Here is a 17,222-nt window from a genome sequence, read left to right on the forward strand (position 1 = left end):
GGCTTATCACCACCATTCTTACGTTACATTTTCAGTGAAGGAAGGAACATCAAAACTGCGCAAAGTCAGCCGAACCATGGCACCATGCCCGCCCTCGGCAACAGATGGCGCATCCAGCAGTTCAATTCCACCCCCATGATCTTCCATAATTTTCCGCACAATCGCGAGCCCAAGGCCGGTGCCCTTTTCGCGGGTCGTCATATACGGCTCCAAAAGCCGCGTGCGGTGCTCAGTTGGAAGGCCAATCCCGTTATCAATCACATCAATCGTGAGAACCGGACCTTCCCTATAAAGTTTCACCAGAACAGAGCCCTGCTCCGGGTTTTCTTCGCTCGCCAGATAAGCCTCAACAGCTTCCGACGCATTCTTGATCACATTACCAACAGCCTGCCCAACCAGACGGCTGTCAAATGTTGCCCGTACAGCCTCATCCGGCACATCGGTTTCAAAATGAACCTGAGAATTGGCAACAGACACCATAAAGGTGGACTCTCGCACCACGGAGCGCAGATCAGCCTCTTCCATCTTTGGTTTTGGCATACGCGCAAACGAGGAGAACTCATCAACCATACGGCCAATATCCCCCACCTGACGAATGATCGTATCCACGCATTGGTCAAACACCTTACGGTCATCATCCTCAATACGCTTGCCATAGCGGCGGCGGATACGTTCTGCAGAAAGCTGGATCGGTGTCAGCGGGTTCTTAATCTCATGCGCAATACGGCGGGCAACATCCGCCCAGGCCGAGTTACGTTGAGCCGCAACAAGGTCGGTGATATCGTCCAGCGTCACCACAAAACCATGCTCAGAACGGGTCGCTTCCTCAGTCGTCACACGCACATTCACAGTGCGCTCACGCCCCTTACGCATTATGGCAACCTGCGCTACCTGCGAACCACTCGAGCTTTCTTCAAGCGCTTTCGACACAACCTCTTGCACCTCTGGAAGATTGTCGTAGATCGGTTTTTCCAGAAGCTCGTTTTCATCCTGACTGAGAAGTCGTGTTGCCGAGCGATTGACCATGGTCACATCGCCCTCATCATCAATCCCGATTACGCCGGAGGACACGCCAGATAGCACGGCTTCACTGAAGCGACGGCGTCGGTCAATCTGGTCATTTGCAGCCAGCAGCGCATCCCGCTGCCCACGCAACTGACCCGTCATATTGTTGAAGGTCCGCCCAAGGCTCTCAAGGTCACCACTCGCCTTTGCAGCTTCAACCTCAACATAATAATTGCCTTTGGAAACCTGATCTGCAGCGCCAATAAGGTTACGGATCGGCAACACAAGCTGGTTGGCAAACCCAAAGCCCACCCAGATGGAGGAGAGCAACAGCACAAGCGCCACGCCCACATAAACAAGGGCAAACGCCAGTTGAACACCAAAGCGTCGCTGTTCCAGCTCCGCATATTCATTGACACCAGCTTCCGCCAGACGCTGATATTCAACCACCCGAGGATCAAGCGCACGGGTCACATAAAGATAAAGGTCATCAAAAGCGGACAGCTTAATCACGCCGCCCACAAGGTTGGAAACGCCCGGTGCAATCAAAACCGGAGCCCCATCCTTAGCCTGGTTCATCGCCACTTGCGGCGGCAGCAAAGGCTCCACCTTAGGGTCGCGCAACACACGCATCACAACGGTGCCGTCATTCTTTAAAACATATGCCCCCAGTAAGCCGCGAACCCAGGTCTGGGTCTCAAAAAAGCGGTCAAACCGAGTGGGGTCATAGAAATAAGAGTTACGGTTCAGATCCACATCACTGGCCATGCCAATCAGCGTGGACCGCAGCGAGTTTCCGTGCTCCTGAACATAAGCGGCCGCAACCGACTGGGCGTTGGTAATGATATTGCGCGTTCTTGTCTCAAACCAGCGATCAAGCCCCTGATCCAGCGTAATCGTTGCCACCACAGCAACAATAAACGCAGGCAGTGCAGCCACCAGCGAGAACATAGTCACAATGCGCACATGAAGCCGGGCCGCAGCACGCCCACGGCGCCGCGCCTGCAACAGCTTCACAAGCTCAAAGATGATCAAGCCGATAAGCAGGAACACCAGTGCGCCATTAAATCCAAGCGCAATGTAAACAACTGTTTCAGAAGGAACGATAGGCGTCACGCCCATCAGCACCAGAAAGGAAACCCCGATGGAACATAGCGCCAGCAACACCACGGAAAGGCCAAACATGCGAGACTTGCGGCCTTTCGCATCAAGCTTTGGGGTATGTTCTTCTGCTTTTGACTTGAAAATCATGAAACGCGAACCTGCGCACCTGCGATAACTTTATTAATATTGGAAACAGACTATTAGCACGAATTGTTGCCAAAATGCGACAATGGGTTTTATTAGTCACACTCTTGATGGGGAAAACCGAAAAGTCCACAGGTCAAAATAAGCATGCAGTGCACAACTCAAACGCACCTTCACCCCATTAAACGCAAAATGGCGCAAGAGATCGCGCCATTTTGAAAGCTTTACTCGATAAAAATCGATTATCTTGAGCTGCGGATTACCTGAACGTCCAGATCGCGGATTTTCTTGCGCAGTGTGTTGCGGTTCACACCTAAAAGTTCAGCAGCCTTGATCTGGTTGCCACGCGTGGCCGCCAGCACGGCACTGATCAAGGGGTACTCCACCTCACGCAGGATACGGTGATAAAGGCCCGGAGGCGGTAGATCTTCACCAAACCCACCGAAGTAATCGCCCAGATACCGCTCCACAGACCCACCCAGATCCTGAACAGACGGCGCATCCATGTCATTCACAGCCGTAGAAGGCTGAGAAAGCTCCAGATCGATCAAGCTGGCAGTTATGTCATCCTGCGGATAGAGCGCTGCCAGACGGCGCACAAGGTTTTCCAACTCACGTACGTTGCCCGGCCAGCGATAACGGCGCAGCTTATCAAGCGCAGCCACCTCAATCTGCTTGGCAGGCAATCCTTCACTCTCTGCGATAGAGAAGAAGTGGCGCACAAGATCAGGAATATCCTCAGTCCGCTCCCGCAAAGGCGGAAGGCGGATTGGCACAACATTCAATCGGAAGTACAAATCTTCTCGGAACAGACCCTGATTGATCAGCTGGCGCAGGTCTTTGTTGGTCGCAGCAATAATGCGCACATCGGTCTGGATCGGTGTACGACCGCCCACAGAGGTATATTCGCCCTGCTGCAACACGCGCAGCAAACGGGTCTGCGCTTCCATCGGCATATCGCCGATTTCATCCAGCAGCAGCGTACCGCCATCGGCCTGCTCAAACCGGCCAGAAGAGCGCGCCTGAGCACCTGTAAACGAGCCCTTCTCATGCCCAAACAGCTCAGACTCAATCAAATCCTTGGGGATCGCCGCCATATTGACCGCAACAAACGGACCATTCCGGCGTTTGCCATAATCATGCAGCGCCCGTGCAACAACCTCTTTACCAGTCCCGCTCTCACCGTTGATCATCACGGTCAGATCAGTCTGCATCAAGCGGGCAAGCACGCGGTAGATTTCCTGCATGGCAGGAGAACGACCCACAAGTGGAATATTGTCATTCCCCTCGCCGCTCATATCAAACTGCCGACCTTTAGGCTCAGCGAGCGCGCGGCCTACAATACCCGTCAGCTCTTTCAGGTCAAACGGCTTGGGCAGATACTCATAGGCCCCTTGCTCAGAGGCCTTAATCGCCGTCATGAAGGTATTTTGCGCACTCATGATGATCACAGGTAGTTCCGGACGCAGCTTGCGGATGCGCGGCAGCACATCAAACGCGTTCTCATCCGGCATTACCACATCGGAGATCACCAGATCCCCCTCACCCGAACTCACCCAGCGCCACAACGTGGTGGCGTTTGACGTGAGCCGAACAGTATACCCTGCACGGGACAGAGCCTGATTGAGAACGGTACGGATCGCAGAATCGTCGTCAGCAACAAGAATGGTTCCACTCGGCATACTCTTAGTCCTCAATTCCAGAATGTACGTCAGGCCCGGTAAAGGCAGGCATCAGAATGCGGAAGGTTGTGCCCCGATTGCCGCTCTCGCATTCCACCACGCCGCCATGATCACCCACGATCTTGGCAACCAGCGCCAGCCCAAGGCCAGAGCCATTCGTCTTTGTCGTAATAAACGGGTCAAACAGATGCGGGCGCAGATCTTCCGGCACCCCATAGCCGTTATCGCGCACACAAAACTCAAGCGGCAAGCTCACACGCTCCTGCACGCCGGGCACAGACAAACGCACGCCGGGACGGAAGGCCGTGGAGACAACAATCTCCGGCTCGTTCACGCCGCTCAACGCCTCGCTCGCGTTTTTGATCAGATTGATAAAGATCTGCACCAACTGGTCACGGTTGGCATAGACGGGTGGCAGGGAGGGATCATAATCCTCGACGATCCGCACTTTGGAGGCAAAGCCATTTTCCGCAACACGTTTCACATGATCGAGCACAACGTGAATATTCACCGGCTCGCGGTCAATCGGGCGTTCATCGGAAAACACTTCCATCCGGTCCACCAGCTTCACGATCCGGTCCGTCTCCTCCATGATGAGACGGGTCAACGTGCGATCATCTTCACTGGCTGACTGCTCCAACAGTTGAGCCGCACCACGAATACCAGAAAGTGGGTTTTTGATCTCATGGGCCAGCATGGCAGCAAGGCCCGTCACGGTACGCGCAGCACCGCGGCTGGTCAGCTGTTTATCCAGCTTCTCCGCCATGGTGCGCTCCTGAAACAGCAGCACAACGCCGCCCGGAGCATCACTTAAAGGAGAAGCGTGAATATCAACCAGTTTCTCCTGCCCAATGCGCGGTGTCCCAATGTCCACCTTATACTCATTAACCGCACCGCCGCGCTCACGCACCTGTGCAATCAAACCCAGCAGTGGGCTGCCAAACGGCACAAACCAGGACACTTCACGGCGCTTCAACATCGACAAACTGGCATGGAAAAAGTCTTCTGCCGCACTGTTTGCCCCAACAATCTTGTCATCTCCTCCAACCACCACAACAGGGTGCGGCAGAGAATCCAAAACGGCCTGTCCCGGCACACCTTTGCCCAAACCAGCCTCGGCTTCCGGCAGAGTGTCTCCTCCCGTCCCCAACATCAGGCAGCGCTCCTCATAGGGACTTGAACAAACCAGTCATAAAGGGTGTTCCGCACCAAATCAGCATCCAGACTGGTCATAAGCCCTCGCATAAATCCTTGCGGCGCATCATCAAGCCGTCCCGCAGCTTCCAGATACCAGCCCATATGCTTACGGAAGGCTCGCACACCAATTTCAAATCCATATTGCTCCAGCATGGCGTCATAGTGCTCCACAACAAGCGCGGCCAGCTCTTCCCCATGTGGGTCAGCAAGCCGTTCACCCGTTTCCAGATAATGCGCAATCCGCCCCGGCACCCACGGGCGCCCATAAGCACCACGACCAACCATCACCAGATCAGCACCAGACTGCGCCAGCATCTCGTCGGCATCCTCAAACTTGCAACAATCGCCATTGGCCACCAGCGGCACGTCCGGAACAACATCCCGCACCTGCCGGATTGCCCGCCAGTCCGCCTTGCCCTTGTAAAACTGCGAACGCGTGCGGCCATGCACGGTGATCATCTTCACACCTGCATCCACCGCCCGTTTGGCAAGCTCCGGCGCATTAATGGAAGTCTCATCCCAGCCCAGGCGCATCTTTAACGTCACTGGAACAGACACAGCCTCCAGCGTCGCCTCAACCAGCGTCATGGCATGGTCCAGATCTTTCATAAGAGCAGAACCGGAGTAACCAGAGGTCACTTTTTTTGCAGGACAGCCCATGTTGATGTCGATCACATCCGCACCGGCTTTTTCAGCCATGCGCGCGCCCTCGCCCATCCAGTGAGGGTCTTTGCCTGCCAACTGCACGATGTGAGGATCGATCCCCTCACCTTCAGCCCGCATCAGCGATTCTGGATGCCCGGTACACAGCGCTTCACTGGCAACCATTTCACTCACCACCAAACCCACGCCATAGCGCAGGGCAATACGGCGGAACGGCAAATCCGAAACGCCGGACATTGGCGCAAGAATAACTTTGTTTTTGAGGGGGATATTACCTATCGTCAGCATTACGCATATTTCTTGAAAGAGCCCAGTTGCACATTTGATAAGCAGCATATGAAGTTGCACATATTCTAACCAAACTAAAAATTTAGGCAAGGGAATATTAAAGAGAAGAGATTGAAGTGTTGAGCTTCGCTCTTAAATCGAGCAAAACCCTCACCAACACAGTTTCTAAGAGCCGCCACCTCACACTCTGAGGACGCAGTTCACACTCAAAGCAGGTGATCCAGTTTTGCAGTCCACTGAAAAAATTGCATGCATCATAGTTGCAGCCGGACGCGGTTCACGCATGTCCACGCAAAATGACAGCAGCCCGAAGCAATACCGGGACCTTGGCGGAAAGACTGTTCTGCAAAGAACACTGGAAGCGATTTTATCCTCCTCACAAGTGGATCTGGTACTGCCTGTCATCCACGCAGAAGACGGCGAAGCCTATCAAGAAGCCGCAAGCTCACTGACTGACAAACGCCTGATCAGGCCCGTCACGGGCGGAGCCACCCGTCAGGCATCTGTCGCATGCGGCTTGAAAGCGCTGGAAGAACACGCCCCGGACTACGTTCTGATCCACGACGCCGCCCGCCCCTTCATCACACCAGCGGTGATCGAAGATGCTATTGCGGCCCTGCAAAACGGCGCGCAAGCAGCACTACCAGCTGTGCCAGTGGCAGACACGTTAAAGCGGGCAGATGCAAACCAGCAAGTTCTGGAAACCGTCGATCGCACCCACCTGTGGGCCGCCCAAACACCTCAGGCCTTCCCGTATCCGCTCATTTGGGCAGCTCATCAACAAGCAAGCAATGAGAACATCGACAGCTTCACCGATGATACGGCACTCATCGAATGGCAAGGCAAACCTATCACCATCACGACAGGCGACCCGCAAAACATCAAGCTCACCACACTCAAAGACATGACGAACGCACAGGAACAGATCGCCATGAAACAACTCGCAGACCTTGGCGACATTCGCGTTGGAACCGGCTACGACGTGCACGCATTTGAAGACGGTGATGCCGTCATTCTCGGCGGCATTTCCATCCCGCACACCCAGAAACTCAAAGGCCATTCCGACGCGGACGTTGGCCTGCACGCCCTGACGGATGCCATCTTCGGCGCACTGGCAGATGGCGACATCGGCTCGCACTTCCCACCCTCTGATATGCAGTGGAAAGGTGCGGCCTCTGACCAGTTCCTGATATACGCAATAGACCGGGTTCACAAGCGCGGCGGCATGATCGCACACTTGGATTTAACGCTGATCTGTGAAGCTCCGAAAATCGGCCCACACCGGGAAGAAATGCGCAAACAGATCGCACAGATCTGCGATTTACCCATTGGCCGCGTGGCTGTGAAAGCAACCACCTCCGAAAAGCTGGGCTTCACCGGTCGCCAGGAAGGCATTGCAGCGCAAGCCTGCGCAACCATCCGGCTTCCGTTTGAAGATTAAACGAAGCCACCAAAACAAGGGAGAGAGAACCATGACCGACATCCTCAGCCTTAAGGAAAGAGCACGCGTTCTCGTCTCCAGATACGCTGAAAAAGAGATCAAGATCACCACGGCAGAAAGCTGCACTGGCGGCCTGCTCGCAGGCCTGCTGACAGAAGTGCCCGGCTCCTCTGCTGTCCTTGATCGTGGCTTCGTCACCTATTCCAACGAAGCCAAGCATGAGATGATCGGCGTCCCCGTTGACCTGCTCATGAGCTACGGCGCGGTCAGCAGCGAAGTTGCCAAAGCCATGGCAAGTGGCGCCCTGTTTTGCTCCAATGCCAACGTGGCCGTTTCCATCACGGGCATCGCCGGACCGGACGGTGGCACCAAAGACAAACCTGTCGGACTTGTCCACTTTGGATTTGCAGCTGACCAAGAGGAAACCAAGCACGTCCAATGCCTCTTTGAGAACACTGGACGCGAGGGAATACGCTTTCAGGCATTGGTACAAGCATTAAAATTATTAGAAAATTTTATTGAAACTAGCTAATCGAAATTTACCTTCTCGTTAAAAGAGTACCGGGTAGGCACTACTACCTTATGACATTCTAAGAAAACTTAGATAAAATCTGTTTTAAATTTACAACGGAATGTCACGGTATACCCATGAGATATATTGCTAGTTTGTTTTTGGGCATGTGCTTAAGCACCTCAGCTTATGCGGCATCAGATGTATTCCTCATTTCACGAGGGTTCGATGACGAGTTCATCGGCTCTCACGAAGTGCAGAAAATGCCACGCGGTGGCTATAAGGAGCTGCGCCTGTGCGGCCAGTCCTATTGGGTTCGCCCCTACTCTGTTGCCTGGACAAAATGGGAAGAACAGCTTGGCCACAAGATCCGCCTTGAAGTAAACCAGGGCTATGGCTGGGTGGTTCTATGCACCAAACCAACCACACAGTTGAACCTCAAAGACGTCGGCATTTACGCTTCTCTTGAAAAGACCATGGAGCATGGTGATCCGGACAAGGAACTCACCAACCGCTTTCAGGCAATCCGGCGCACCTTCGTCATGCGCAACGGCCTTACCCCAGAGCAGGCTGAAGCCGAAATTACCAAAAACTACGAGAAGAGAGGCTCCCGCCTGAGCCAGTTCCTGAACAATCGCGACAAGAATTAAGCCATTTCTCCGAGGTCTTTCAGCCAAAGAAATGCCGGAAGACCTGAAAACAACCGACTGATCAGCACCAATGCACCTTATTCGGCTGCTCTTTGTACATGAATATTTTGCATGAAGGAGCAGCGGCGAAATGCATATTTGGCGACCAGCACAAACGATCAGGGTGAAATCTCTCGGCCTGCACTGGCGCAACAACCGCCTGCTGGCAGCAGAAGTCTATGATGACGCAGGCAACCTCAAAGGCGTCCGCCCTCTTGGCGGCACTGTTGAGTTTGGCGAAGATTGGCAGACCGCTCTGATCAGAGAGTTCAAAGAAGAACTGAACATCCAGGTCACCATCTCTGGCGATCCCGTTGTCATGGAAAACATCTATGAACACGAAGGCCACACAGGCCACGAAATTCTGTTCATCGCAAATGTGACGTTCCCGCCAAATGCCTTCCCCACCCAGGAAACGATCACATTTCTGGAAGACAGCGGAACGGAAATCACCGCACGCTGGTTCGATCCCGAAGAACTCACCCCAAACGGCGTTGACCTCTTCCCTGCAGGATTAAAGCAACACCTGGAGATCCTGCGATAGCCCACACAAGAATATGAGTTACCCTTATGATTATGGAATATATTCAGATTATCTAAGTGCGCCCAATTTTAGCGGACATCAGTCCTCAGATTTTTAGGTGCCGTAGATTTTGTCGGCGCGGTCTTCAAAGGCACTGGAGAATTTGCGGAAGGCGCGGTCGAACATGGCCCCCATCATGGTGCCGAGTGTCCGGCTCTTGAACTCATAATTGATATAGAAGCTCACATCGCATTCCTTTTCGGAAACCGGATCGAAGCTCCAGACATTTTCCAGATGGCGAAACGGACCATCCAGATACTCAACCGTAATTTTACTCGCCTCACGATCAAGGGTCACACGGCTGGCAAATGTCTCTTTGAAAACTTTGTAAGCCACAGTCATATCCGCCACCATCATCTCACGGTGGTCATCAACCTTCCGGCGTCCGCGCACACGCAATGCTTGACATAAAGGCACAAACTGGGGGTACTGCTCCACATCTGCAACCAGATCAAACATATCATCAGCACTGTGCTGAACCCGGTGTGTGCTTTCGAAAGACGGCATATGCTCGCGTTCTTTTTCTTCTAGTTTTTCAAAAATTCTTCAGGATGCTCTAAGCGACCTTTTTTGATTTGCCAAGAAAATTTTCAGGTTTTCTCTCATCAAGCAGGCCCCTGTGAGCCAAAAGCATCAGAAATTTTCAAGTCGCAATTATACCGCGACGATCTAACGCAACCGTTTCATTCTCAAAACTCTGGTCAGTACTCAAAACTCAATTCTACACTATGCGCTAATACTTAGCTCTTTTTGAAAGCAAACCCAATGCTTAGTCCTTTTAAAATTTCCCACCTCGCCAAAGAAGGCGGAGAAGAAGATTACATTAAAACCACTAATACTCTTACAGATAGTCCCGTGCAGGTCATCAGCCGCGAAGAAACCGCCAAATACCATCAAATCACAGTGGTCGAAGGCGGGATTGAACGCATCAGATACATCCCCCATCAAGCCCGGCACAAAACCCCGCTCATCTTCATCCACGGCATGTGGCATGGGGCATGGTGCTGGAAGAACTATCAGGAAAAACTCGCAGAATCCGGCTGGGAGAGTGTCGCCATCAGCCTGCCCGGCCACGGTCACTCTCCAGAACAACGCCCCACAGCAGAAGCCACACTAGGCTATTACCTCCGATTTGTGCAGGAGGAGGTTAAACGCCATGACCAGCCCGCCGTTCTGATCGGCCACAGCATGGGCGGCGCTTTGGTGCAGTGGTATCTGAAGTATGTCGGCGGGCTGAAAGCAGCCGTTTTTGTCGCCTCATGGACCGCCATTGACGTTATGCAAGACTGCCTGAGAAACGCCATGTCCATCGACTGGCTTGGAACAGCGCTGTCACCTCTTTTGGGATACAAGTTCCAGTTCAGATCCCCCAAAACCGTGGCAAAATGGTTCCTTGCAGACCGTTCAAACCCGGTTGCCCAGTACATTCAAAGCCAGCTTGGGCCAGAATCCGACGTCGTGCTCCTGCAACATCGCCCACCGCAATGGTTTCCACCGCTGGATGATGCAACACCCAAACTGTGGCTCACGGCCAGCGAAGACGCCATCATCCCCTTCAACCGCTCCCTGCACTCTTCTGCCCTCTATGAGGCAACGCATAAAATCGTGCCCCATGCCGGACACGACATCATGCTGGAAGACAATTGGGAGGAAAGCCTGTCCTACATCACCACATGGCTGCAGAACATGAGCACCAACAGAGCATTGGCAACCAGCTAAGCTCCTAAAGAAGCGCCTCCCATCGTGGTGAGGCGCTCACACACCAAAACCAGCTAAGCCTTACCTTGTAGCTCAACAAGGCACTTTGCCGTATCTGCAGCCTCCTCAGCATAAGCAGGATCACGATGGATAAGCATGGTTGAAAATGCCCCCTCCATCAGCAACACCACACGGCGTGCCAGAACCTCAGGCTCCATCAATCCGGCAAGCGTATAACGCTCTGCCAACCAAGCCTCAAACGTCTTCTTATGCTTTGCCCCCACCACAACAGCCGGATGCCCCGGCATATTCGCCAGTTCGGCAGCTGTGCGAATGAAGCCACATCCCTTCCATTTCGGATGCCGGGCGTTTGATGCAACACGCAGGAAAATTGCAGCAGTCTTGTCCGCAGCGCTCCCCACCGCCTCATCAAACCACGTCGCAAATGCTTCCAGATTGGGTTGGTCCCGGGAGATAAGATACTCAGTCACCAGATCATCTTTGCTTTTGAAATGGTAATAGAGCGTCTTCTTGGTGATACCTGCTTTCTCGGCAACAGCGTCCACACTGACAGCACGAATGCCCTCACCATAAAACAACTTGTTTGCAGCATCTAAGATGCGATCGCGGGTCGTCCGCTGAGTTTTCTGAACCATGTATACTAACCAGTGAGTTTACTGAAGAGTGCAGCACTCCTACCCTCGAGTCAATCCAGCTTGAAATGAGGGAAACACCATGAAAAAGCTCGTTCTGTTTGAAGTCAGAGACCGCATTGCACTGCTCACCCTAAACCGCCCGCAAAAGCTCAACGCACTGAACTACCAGACCAACGACCGCCTTCTGGATCTCCTAGACCGGATTGAAGATGACCCGAAAATCAGCGCAGTGATCCTCACAGGCGCAGGAGAGCGCGCATTTTCCGCCGGTGGTGACATTCATGAGTTCTCCCAGAGCATCACCAAGGGGACAGATGTTGCAGTCAAACAATTCGTAGCCCGCGGCCAGGCCATGACCAGCCGCATAGAAAACTTCACCAAGCCCATCATTATCGCCGTCAACGGCATTGCTTTTGGAGGCGGCTGCGAAATCACCGAGGCCGCCCATCTGGCAATCGCCTCAGACCGTGCCGTCTTTGCCAAACCGGAGATCAACATTGGCATTCCGCCCACTTTCGGCGGCACCCAGCGCCTGCCCGTCTCGCCGGTCGCAAGCGCGCGCTGGAACTGCTGCTCACCGGAGACCCGTTCGGTCCGGACCGAGCCTGTGAGCTTGGCCTCATCAACAAGGTCGTCCCGCACGATGACCTGTTGCCGGAAGCCTTCGCTCTGGCAGAACGCATCCTGCGCCACTCCCCACTCGCCGCCGCCCGCATCCTCACCGCCGTCACCCGCGGCCTCAACACAACCATCGCCGAAGGCCTCCAAATCGAAGCCGCCCAATTCGCCCAAATGGTCCCCACCAACGACATCCACGAAGGCCTCAACGCCTGGATAGAACGAAGACCCCCCGCCTATGCCGGCGATTAGAGAGGAGCGTCAGACTGTAAATCTATGCGCGCAAATAATCATAACCTACGAAGTGAAGATGGAGGCCTGCCGTACAAATTCTGAAACACGGCATTAAAGCGTCGTATGCTCCCAAAGCCCGAAGCAAACGCAATCTCTGCCAACGTGAGATCAGTCGTGTCAATCAGCCGCTTGGCACGCTGAAGTCTTACCGTGGCAGCAACCTGGCTGGGAGTTGCCCCAAGATACTGGGAAAATAAGCGCGCTAAATGGCGACTACCAATGCCGAGAGTTTCAGCAAGTTGCTGGACACTGTTACTATCAAGATACCCCGTATGGATGAGTCGCATCACACGTTCAACTGTCGTTGCAGTCCCCATCCATGCAGGGCTACCGGGCGCGGCCTCGGGCCTGCAACGAAGGCACGGACGATACCCTGCCTGTTCCGCAGCAGCAGCAGATGGATAGAAACTAACGTTTACTGATTTTGCAGGGCGAACAGGACAAACAGGACGGCAATAAATCCCAGTAGATTTAACTCCCGAGAAGAACACCCCATCATAGCTGCGATCTCTAGCTAACCGCGCTCGATCACACGTCTTCCAATCTGGGAACTCTGCAACCACATCAATCATTGCTGCAGTAAATTCTTTTTATTTGAATCTGTCGATCTTTAATCGACGATGGAGTCCGTATCCGGCGAGTTTCAGCAGATCATTTGTGGCAAGAAATTATGGTTTTCTGAAAGGACAACTATGCCTCAAACATCTGCCAAGCTCATTCCGGAGCTCTGCCTTCTCATAATCCTGTCCTTCCTTTGGGGAGCTTCCTTCACACTTATCGAAGTTGCAATCACCACCGTTCCTCCAGCAACCATCGTTCTTCTCAGGCTGCTGATTGGTGCTGTAGTCCTCATCACACTGGTCATGATCAGCGGAACCGTTTTCCCCAACACCGCCAAACGGTGGGGTGAACTTCTTGTGCAAGGCATTTTGCAAAACGCGCTCCCCTTCACGCTCATCAGTTGGGGGCAGCTGCATACTTCCAGTGGCCTTGCAGGTCTTTTAAACACAACGCCACCTCTATTCGTATTTTTGATCAGCTACTTTGTTTTGCAGGACAAGACCGTAGACGCCAAAAAGCTCCTCGGCATTCTGATTGGATTTGCAGGTATTGGTGTCATAATGGGGCCTGCGGCCTTTGCAGGAGAACAAAACTCAGCACTCGGACAACTGGCAATCACAGGGGCCAGCCTTTGTTATGCCTTAGCTGCCCTGAACGCAAAGCGCTTTTCAGATCAACCACCACTGCAGACAGCAGCATGCTCGATGACCCTTGCAGCTTGTCTTATGGCACCGATTGCTTTCACATTCGACCAGCCATTGAAGCTCTCGCCATCGCCTGAATCTCTGGCCTCAATCCTTACTCTGGGTGTGTTCTCCACTGCACTTGCAATGGTGCTTTATTTCCGCCTTGTACGCACACTTGGCCCTTTAGGAGTAACAACAGGAAGCTATCTCAGGGCCGGTTTCAGCGTAGTCCTGGGAGCACTATTTCTTAGCGAAACCCTTACAACAAACCTACTGACTGGTCTGCTCTTTATCTTCACAGGAGTAGCGCTGGCAACCGGACAGATAAAACTTCCGCGACTAACGAAGAAGACAACTTGATCTTGCAACACCCACAAGCAAAAAGAGCGTCACACTGTTCAGTGTGACGCTCTTTAAAATTCGTGGAATGGAACCGGCGCTTAGTTGCCTTGTTTTGCCTTACGGGCTGCTTTCAGCTCAGCAAAGTCTTCGCCAGCGTGGTGGGAAGAACGGGTCAGCGGGTTCGCGGAAACCTTCAGGAAGCCTTTCGCGTAAGCGATCTTCTCATAGGCCTTGAACTCGTCTGGCGTTGGGAAGTTCATCACCGGATGGTGTTTCTTGGTTGGCTGCAGGTACTGGCCAACAGTCAGGAAGTCCACATCAGCAACACGCAGATCATCCATCAGCTGAAGCACTTCGTTGCGCTCCTCACCCAGACCAACCATGATGCCGGATTTGGTGAACATCTCAGGATCAATCTCCTTCACGCGCTGTAGCAGGCGGACGGAGTGGAAGTAACGTGCGCCCGGACGAACCTTCAGATAGTTGGAAGGAACCGTTTCCATGTTGTGATTGAACACGTCAGGTTTCGCCGCAACAACAATTTCAACCGCGCCTTCCTTACGAAGGAAATCAGGCGTCAGCACTTCAATAGTGGTTTTTGGAGAAGCTTTACGGATCGCAGCAATCACGTTGGCAAAGTGTGTCGCACCGCCATCATCAAGATCATCACGGTCCACAGAGGTGATAACAACGTGCTGCAACTCCATGGATGCAACAGCTTTACCAATGCTTTCAGGCTCATTTTGATCAACTGGCCCCGGCATCCCGGTGCGTACGTTACAGAACGCACAGGCACGGGTACAGGTATCACCCAGGATCATGAAACTCGCATGCTTCTTGGACCAGCACTCACCGATATTCGGGCAACCAGCTTCTTCACAAACCGTGACGAGGTTGTTCTTGCGAACCAGCTCGTGGGTCTCTTTGTAGACAGGAGAAGTGGGCGCTTTAACACGGATCCATTTTGGCTTGCGCTGAACAGGATTATCCGGGCGATGTGCTTTTTCCGGATGGCGCGGACGCTCTTTTTCCTGCAGTGCAGACGCCGTTTGGCTTTTATGATTAGGATCGAGTGTATTTACCAGTGTAACCATATCAGTTCCGTCAGGTCCGAGACTTTGCTTCACACTTGCCTTAAGGGTCAGTGTCACTGTCTCTTATAAGTTTAGTGGTCCATAACAGGAAATGAAGCATCTCTCAATGCCAGACACTGGTGTTCAGTCAGTTCCGCGCCTCAGGACCACGCCTATTCAAAGCCAATTGCATCCCCACCAATCAGTGAGGCAATCAGAGCAAACGCAATGGCGCCAACCATCGCAACGACCGCCTGGTCGAGATATTCATTCCCCAGGGAAACTTCCACATCCGCAAATTCGAACAGGTAAACCCCTGAAATACCACCGAGAAATCCGGCGATAATTAACACGGCGAAGTCTCCGCCAACTGTAGCCATCACCAGCACAGTAGCTACAACGGCACAAACGGCTGATGTCACCAGCCATATGATTGATTTCATAAAGTCCACGGTTCTTCTCCTTTTTGATAAGAAGAGTACCCGGGAAAAATTAAGTCCCCCTCACTGGTAAAATTCCAGTGAGAGGGAATTGATTTACATATTTAGAGCGCGTCCGTAGGCGTCAAGCACACTTTCCTTCATCATTTCGGAAAGGGTCGGATGCGGGAAGACAGTGTGCATCAGCTCTTCTTCGGTGGTCTCAAGACCCATGGCAACAACGAAGCCCTGAATGAGCTCGGTCACTTCAGCGCCAACCATATGCGCACCCAGCAGCTGACCGGTCTTCTTGTCAAAGATCGTCTTGACCAGACCTTCAGGCTCACCAAGAGCAATTGCCTTACCGTTACCCATGAACGGGAACCGGCCAACGCGCAGCTCGTAGCCAGCATCTTTCGCACGCTGTTCGGTCAGACCGACAGAAGCAACCTGCGGATTACAGTAGGTACAGCCCGGAATCTGCTCGCTCTTCATAGGGTGAACATCAAGGCCGGAGATCTTCTCAATGCAGATCACGCCTTCATGCTCAGCCTTGTGCGCCAGCATTGGAGGACCAGCAACGTCACCAATCGCATAAACGCCAGGAACGTTGGTGCGGCTGAAGCCGTCAGTCACGATGCAGCCACGGTCTGTCTTGATGCCAAGCGCTTCAAGGCCAAGGTTCTCGATGTTACCAACAACGCCAACAGCGGAGATCAGCTTCTCAGCGGTGATTTCCTGCGTCTTGCCGTCTTTGGTCTCAACAGTCGCAGTCACCTGACCGCCACCCTTAACAACCTTGGAAACCTTCGCTTCCATCACAAACTTGATGCCCTGCTTCTCCATCTGCTTTTTCGCAATTGCGGAGATTTCAGGATCTTCAACCGGCATAATGGTCGACATCATTTCAACAACGGTCACATCAACACCCATTGTCTTATAGAAAGATGCAAACTCGATACCGATCGCGCCGGAACCCATCACAACAATGGATTTAGGCATGCTTGAAGGAACCATCGCTTCGAAATAGGTCCAGATGTTTTCTTTGTCAGGCTCAAGACCCGGAATGACGCGCGGCTTCGCACCAGTTGCAACAATGACGTGCTTGGCGGAATAAGTGCCGTGGCCCTTCACACCCTTAGGTGTTGGGTGCTGTGGCTGCATAGCGTCTTTGGAGGAAGGCCCAACAGAGATCTCACCCGGTTTGGTGAGCTTAGCCTCACCCCAGATGATGTCGACCTTGTTCTTCTTCATCAGGAAGCCGATACCGCCGTTGAGCTGGCCGGAAACACCACGGGAGCGTTTCACAACAGCAGAAGCGTCAAAGCTAACGCCCTCAGCGGAAAGACCGTAGTCTTTGCCGTGCTGCATGTAATGGTAGATCTCAGCAGAACGCAGCAGCGCTTTGGTTGGGATACAGCCCCAGTTCAGGCAGATACCGCCCATATGTTCACGCTCGACAATCGCGGTCTTGAAACCAAGCTGCGCGGAGCGGATTGCGGTTACATAGCCACCAGGACCAGAACCAATGATAATCACGTCGTAGGCGTTGCCACTCATCTCTTTAA

At 53.1% G+C, this 17,222-nt stretch carries 16 protein-coding genes and 1 pseudogene; 7 read left to right on the plus strand and 10 right to left on the minus strand.

Annotated features, from left to right (window positions below; genetic code table 11):
* Positions 1-18: 18 nt before the first annotated feature.
* The 4 genes from DHN43_RS22465 to dusB form a co-directional block, all read right to left on the minus strand.
* Positions 19-2,256 (minus strand): sensor histidine kinase NtrY-like, encoded by a 2,238-nt coding sequence (locus DHN43_RS22465; RefSeq protein WP_057466221.1) that lies wholly within the window; start codon positions 2,254-2,256, stop codon positions 19-21.
* Between the two features lie 239 nt (positions 2,257-2,495).
* Positions 2,496-3,935 (minus strand): nitrogen regulation protein NR(I), encoded by a 1,440-nt coding sequence (ntrC, locus tag DHN43_RS22470; protein ID WP_057466218.1) that lies wholly within the window; start codon positions 3,933-3,935, stop codon positions 2,496-2,498.
* Between the two features lie 4 nt (positions 3,936-3,939).
* A complete protein-coding gene (locus DHN43_RS22475; protein WP_208995570.1) occupies positions 3,940-5,088 on the minus strand; it encodes a two-component system sensor histidine kinase NtrB in 1,149 nt (382 codons plus the stop codon).
* A complete protein-coding gene (gene dusB, locus DHN43_RS22480) occupies positions 5,088-6,083 on the minus strand; it encodes a tRNA dihydrouridine synthase DusB (RefSeq protein WP_063288839.1) in 996 nt (331 codons plus the stop codon). Before dusB ends, DHN43_RS22475 begins: the two co-directional genes overlap by 1 nt.
* Before the next feature lie 226 nt (positions 6,084-6,309).
* Between dusB and DHN43_RS22485 the strand changes: the two genes are divergently transcribed.
* From DHN43_RS22485 to DHN43_RS22500, 4 genes are all read left to right on the plus strand, one after another.
* Positions 6,310-7,524, plus strand: coding sequence for a bifunctional 2-C-methyl-D-erythritol 4-phosphate cytidylyltransferase/2-C-methyl-D-erythritol 2,4-cyclodiphosphate synthase (locus DHN43_RS22485; RefSeq protein ID WP_208995571.1), 1,215 nt, complete (start codon positions 6,310-6,312; stop codon positions 7,522-7,524).
* A 31-nt stretch (positions 7,525-7,555) separates the two neighbouring features.
* Positions 7,556-8,056 (plus strand): CinA family protein, encoded by a 501-nt coding sequence (locus DHN43_RS22490; protein ID WP_063288840.1) that lies wholly within the window; start codon positions 7,556-7,558, stop codon positions 8,054-8,056.
* Between the two features lie 116 nt (positions 8,057-8,172).
* On the plus strand, positions 8,173-8,685 hold the full coding sequence (locus DHN43_RS22495; RefSeq protein ID WP_208980785.1) for a hypothetical protein: 513 nt from the start codon (positions 8,173-8,175) through the stop codon (positions 8,683-8,685).
* A gap of 130 nt (positions 8,686-8,815) precedes the next feature.
* On the plus strand, positions 8,816-9,268 hold the full coding sequence (locus DHN43_RS22500) for an NUDIX hydrolase (protein WP_108820112.1): 453 nt from the start codon (positions 8,816-8,818) through the stop codon (positions 9,266-9,268).
* A gap of 93 nt (positions 9,269-9,361) precedes the next feature.
* On the opposite strand, the gene DHN43_RS22505 is transcribed toward DHN43_RS22500, so the two are convergent.
* Complete coding sequence (locus tag DHN43_RS22505) at positions 9,362-9,814, minus strand: type II toxin-antitoxin system RatA family toxin (protein WP_108820113.1); 453 nt, start codon at positions 9,812-9,814, stop codon at positions 9,362-9,364.
* A 258-nt stretch (positions 9,815-10,072) separates the two neighbouring features.
* Here DHN43_RS22505 and DHN43_RS22510 point away from each other — a divergent pair, with 258 nt between their 5' ends.
* Positions 10,073-11,026 (plus strand): alpha/beta hydrolase, encoded by a 954-nt coding sequence (locus DHN43_RS22510; protein ID WP_108820114.1) that lies wholly within the window; start codon positions 10,073-10,075, stop codon positions 11,024-11,026.
* Between the two features lie 53 nt (positions 11,027-11,079).
* On the opposite strand, the gene DHN43_RS22515 is transcribed toward DHN43_RS22510, so the two are convergent.
* Complete coding sequence (locus DHN43_RS22515) at positions 11,080-11,661, minus strand: TetR/AcrR family transcriptional regulator (RefSeq protein ID WP_108820115.1); 582 nt, start codon at positions 11,659-11,661, stop codon at positions 11,080-11,082.
* 79 nt (positions 11,662-11,740) lie between these two features.
* Here DHN43_RS22515 and DHN43_RS22520 point away from each other — a divergent pair.
* Positions 11,741-12,531: pseudogene (locus DHN43_RS22520) on the plus strand (crotonase/enoyl-CoA hydratase family protein).
* 38 nt (positions 12,532-12,569) lie between these two features.
* On the opposite strand, the gene DHN43_RS22525 reads toward DHN43_RS22520, so the two are convergent.
* A complete protein-coding gene (locus tag DHN43_RS22525; RefSeq protein ID WP_108820116.1) occupies positions 12,570-13,145 on the minus strand; it encodes a bifunctional transcriptional activator/DNA repair enzyme AdaA in 576 nt (191 codons plus the stop codon).
* Between the two features lie 120 nt (positions 13,146-13,265).
* Between DHN43_RS22525 and DHN43_RS22530 the strand changes: the two genes are divergently transcribed.
* Positions 13,266-14,180 carry a DMT family transporter gene (locus DHN43_RS22530; protein ID WP_159096958.1) on the plus strand — a complete coding sequence of 305 codons (915 nt, stop codon included), beginning with the start codon at positions 13,266-13,268 and terminating at the stop codon, positions 14,178-14,180.
* An 80-nt stretch (positions 14,181-14,260) separates the two neighbouring features.
* On the opposite strand, the gene lipA is transcribed toward DHN43_RS22530, so the two are convergent.
* From lipA to lpdA, 3 genes are all read right to left on the minus strand, one after another.
* Positions 14,261-15,256, minus strand: coding sequence for a lipoyl synthase (gene lipA / locus DHN43_RS22535; RefSeq protein ID WP_108820118.1), 996 nt, complete (start codon positions 15,254-15,256; stop codon positions 14,261-14,263).
* Between the two features lie 152 nt (positions 15,257-15,408).
* Positions 15,409-15,678, minus strand: coding sequence for a hypothetical protein (locus tag DHN43_RS22540; protein ID WP_244271761.1), 270 nt, complete (start codon positions 15,676-15,678; stop codon positions 15,409-15,411).
* Positions 15,679-15,771: 93 nt separating this feature from the next.
* The gene (gene lpdA, locus DHN43_RS22545) at positions 15,772-17,214 is read right to left on the minus strand and encodes a dihydrolipoyl dehydrogenase (RefSeq protein ID WP_108820119.1); all 1,443 of its coding nucleotides are present in this window, start codon (positions 17,212-17,214) and stop codon (positions 15,772-15,774) included.
* Positions 17,215-17,222 lie beyond the last annotated feature (8 nt).

This window comes from Pseudovibrio sp. Alg231-02 (assembly GCF_900143565.1).
In the GTDB taxonomy this organism is placed as follows: domain Bacteria; phylum Pseudomonadota; class Alphaproteobacteria; order Rhizobiales; family Stappiaceae; genus Pseudovibrio.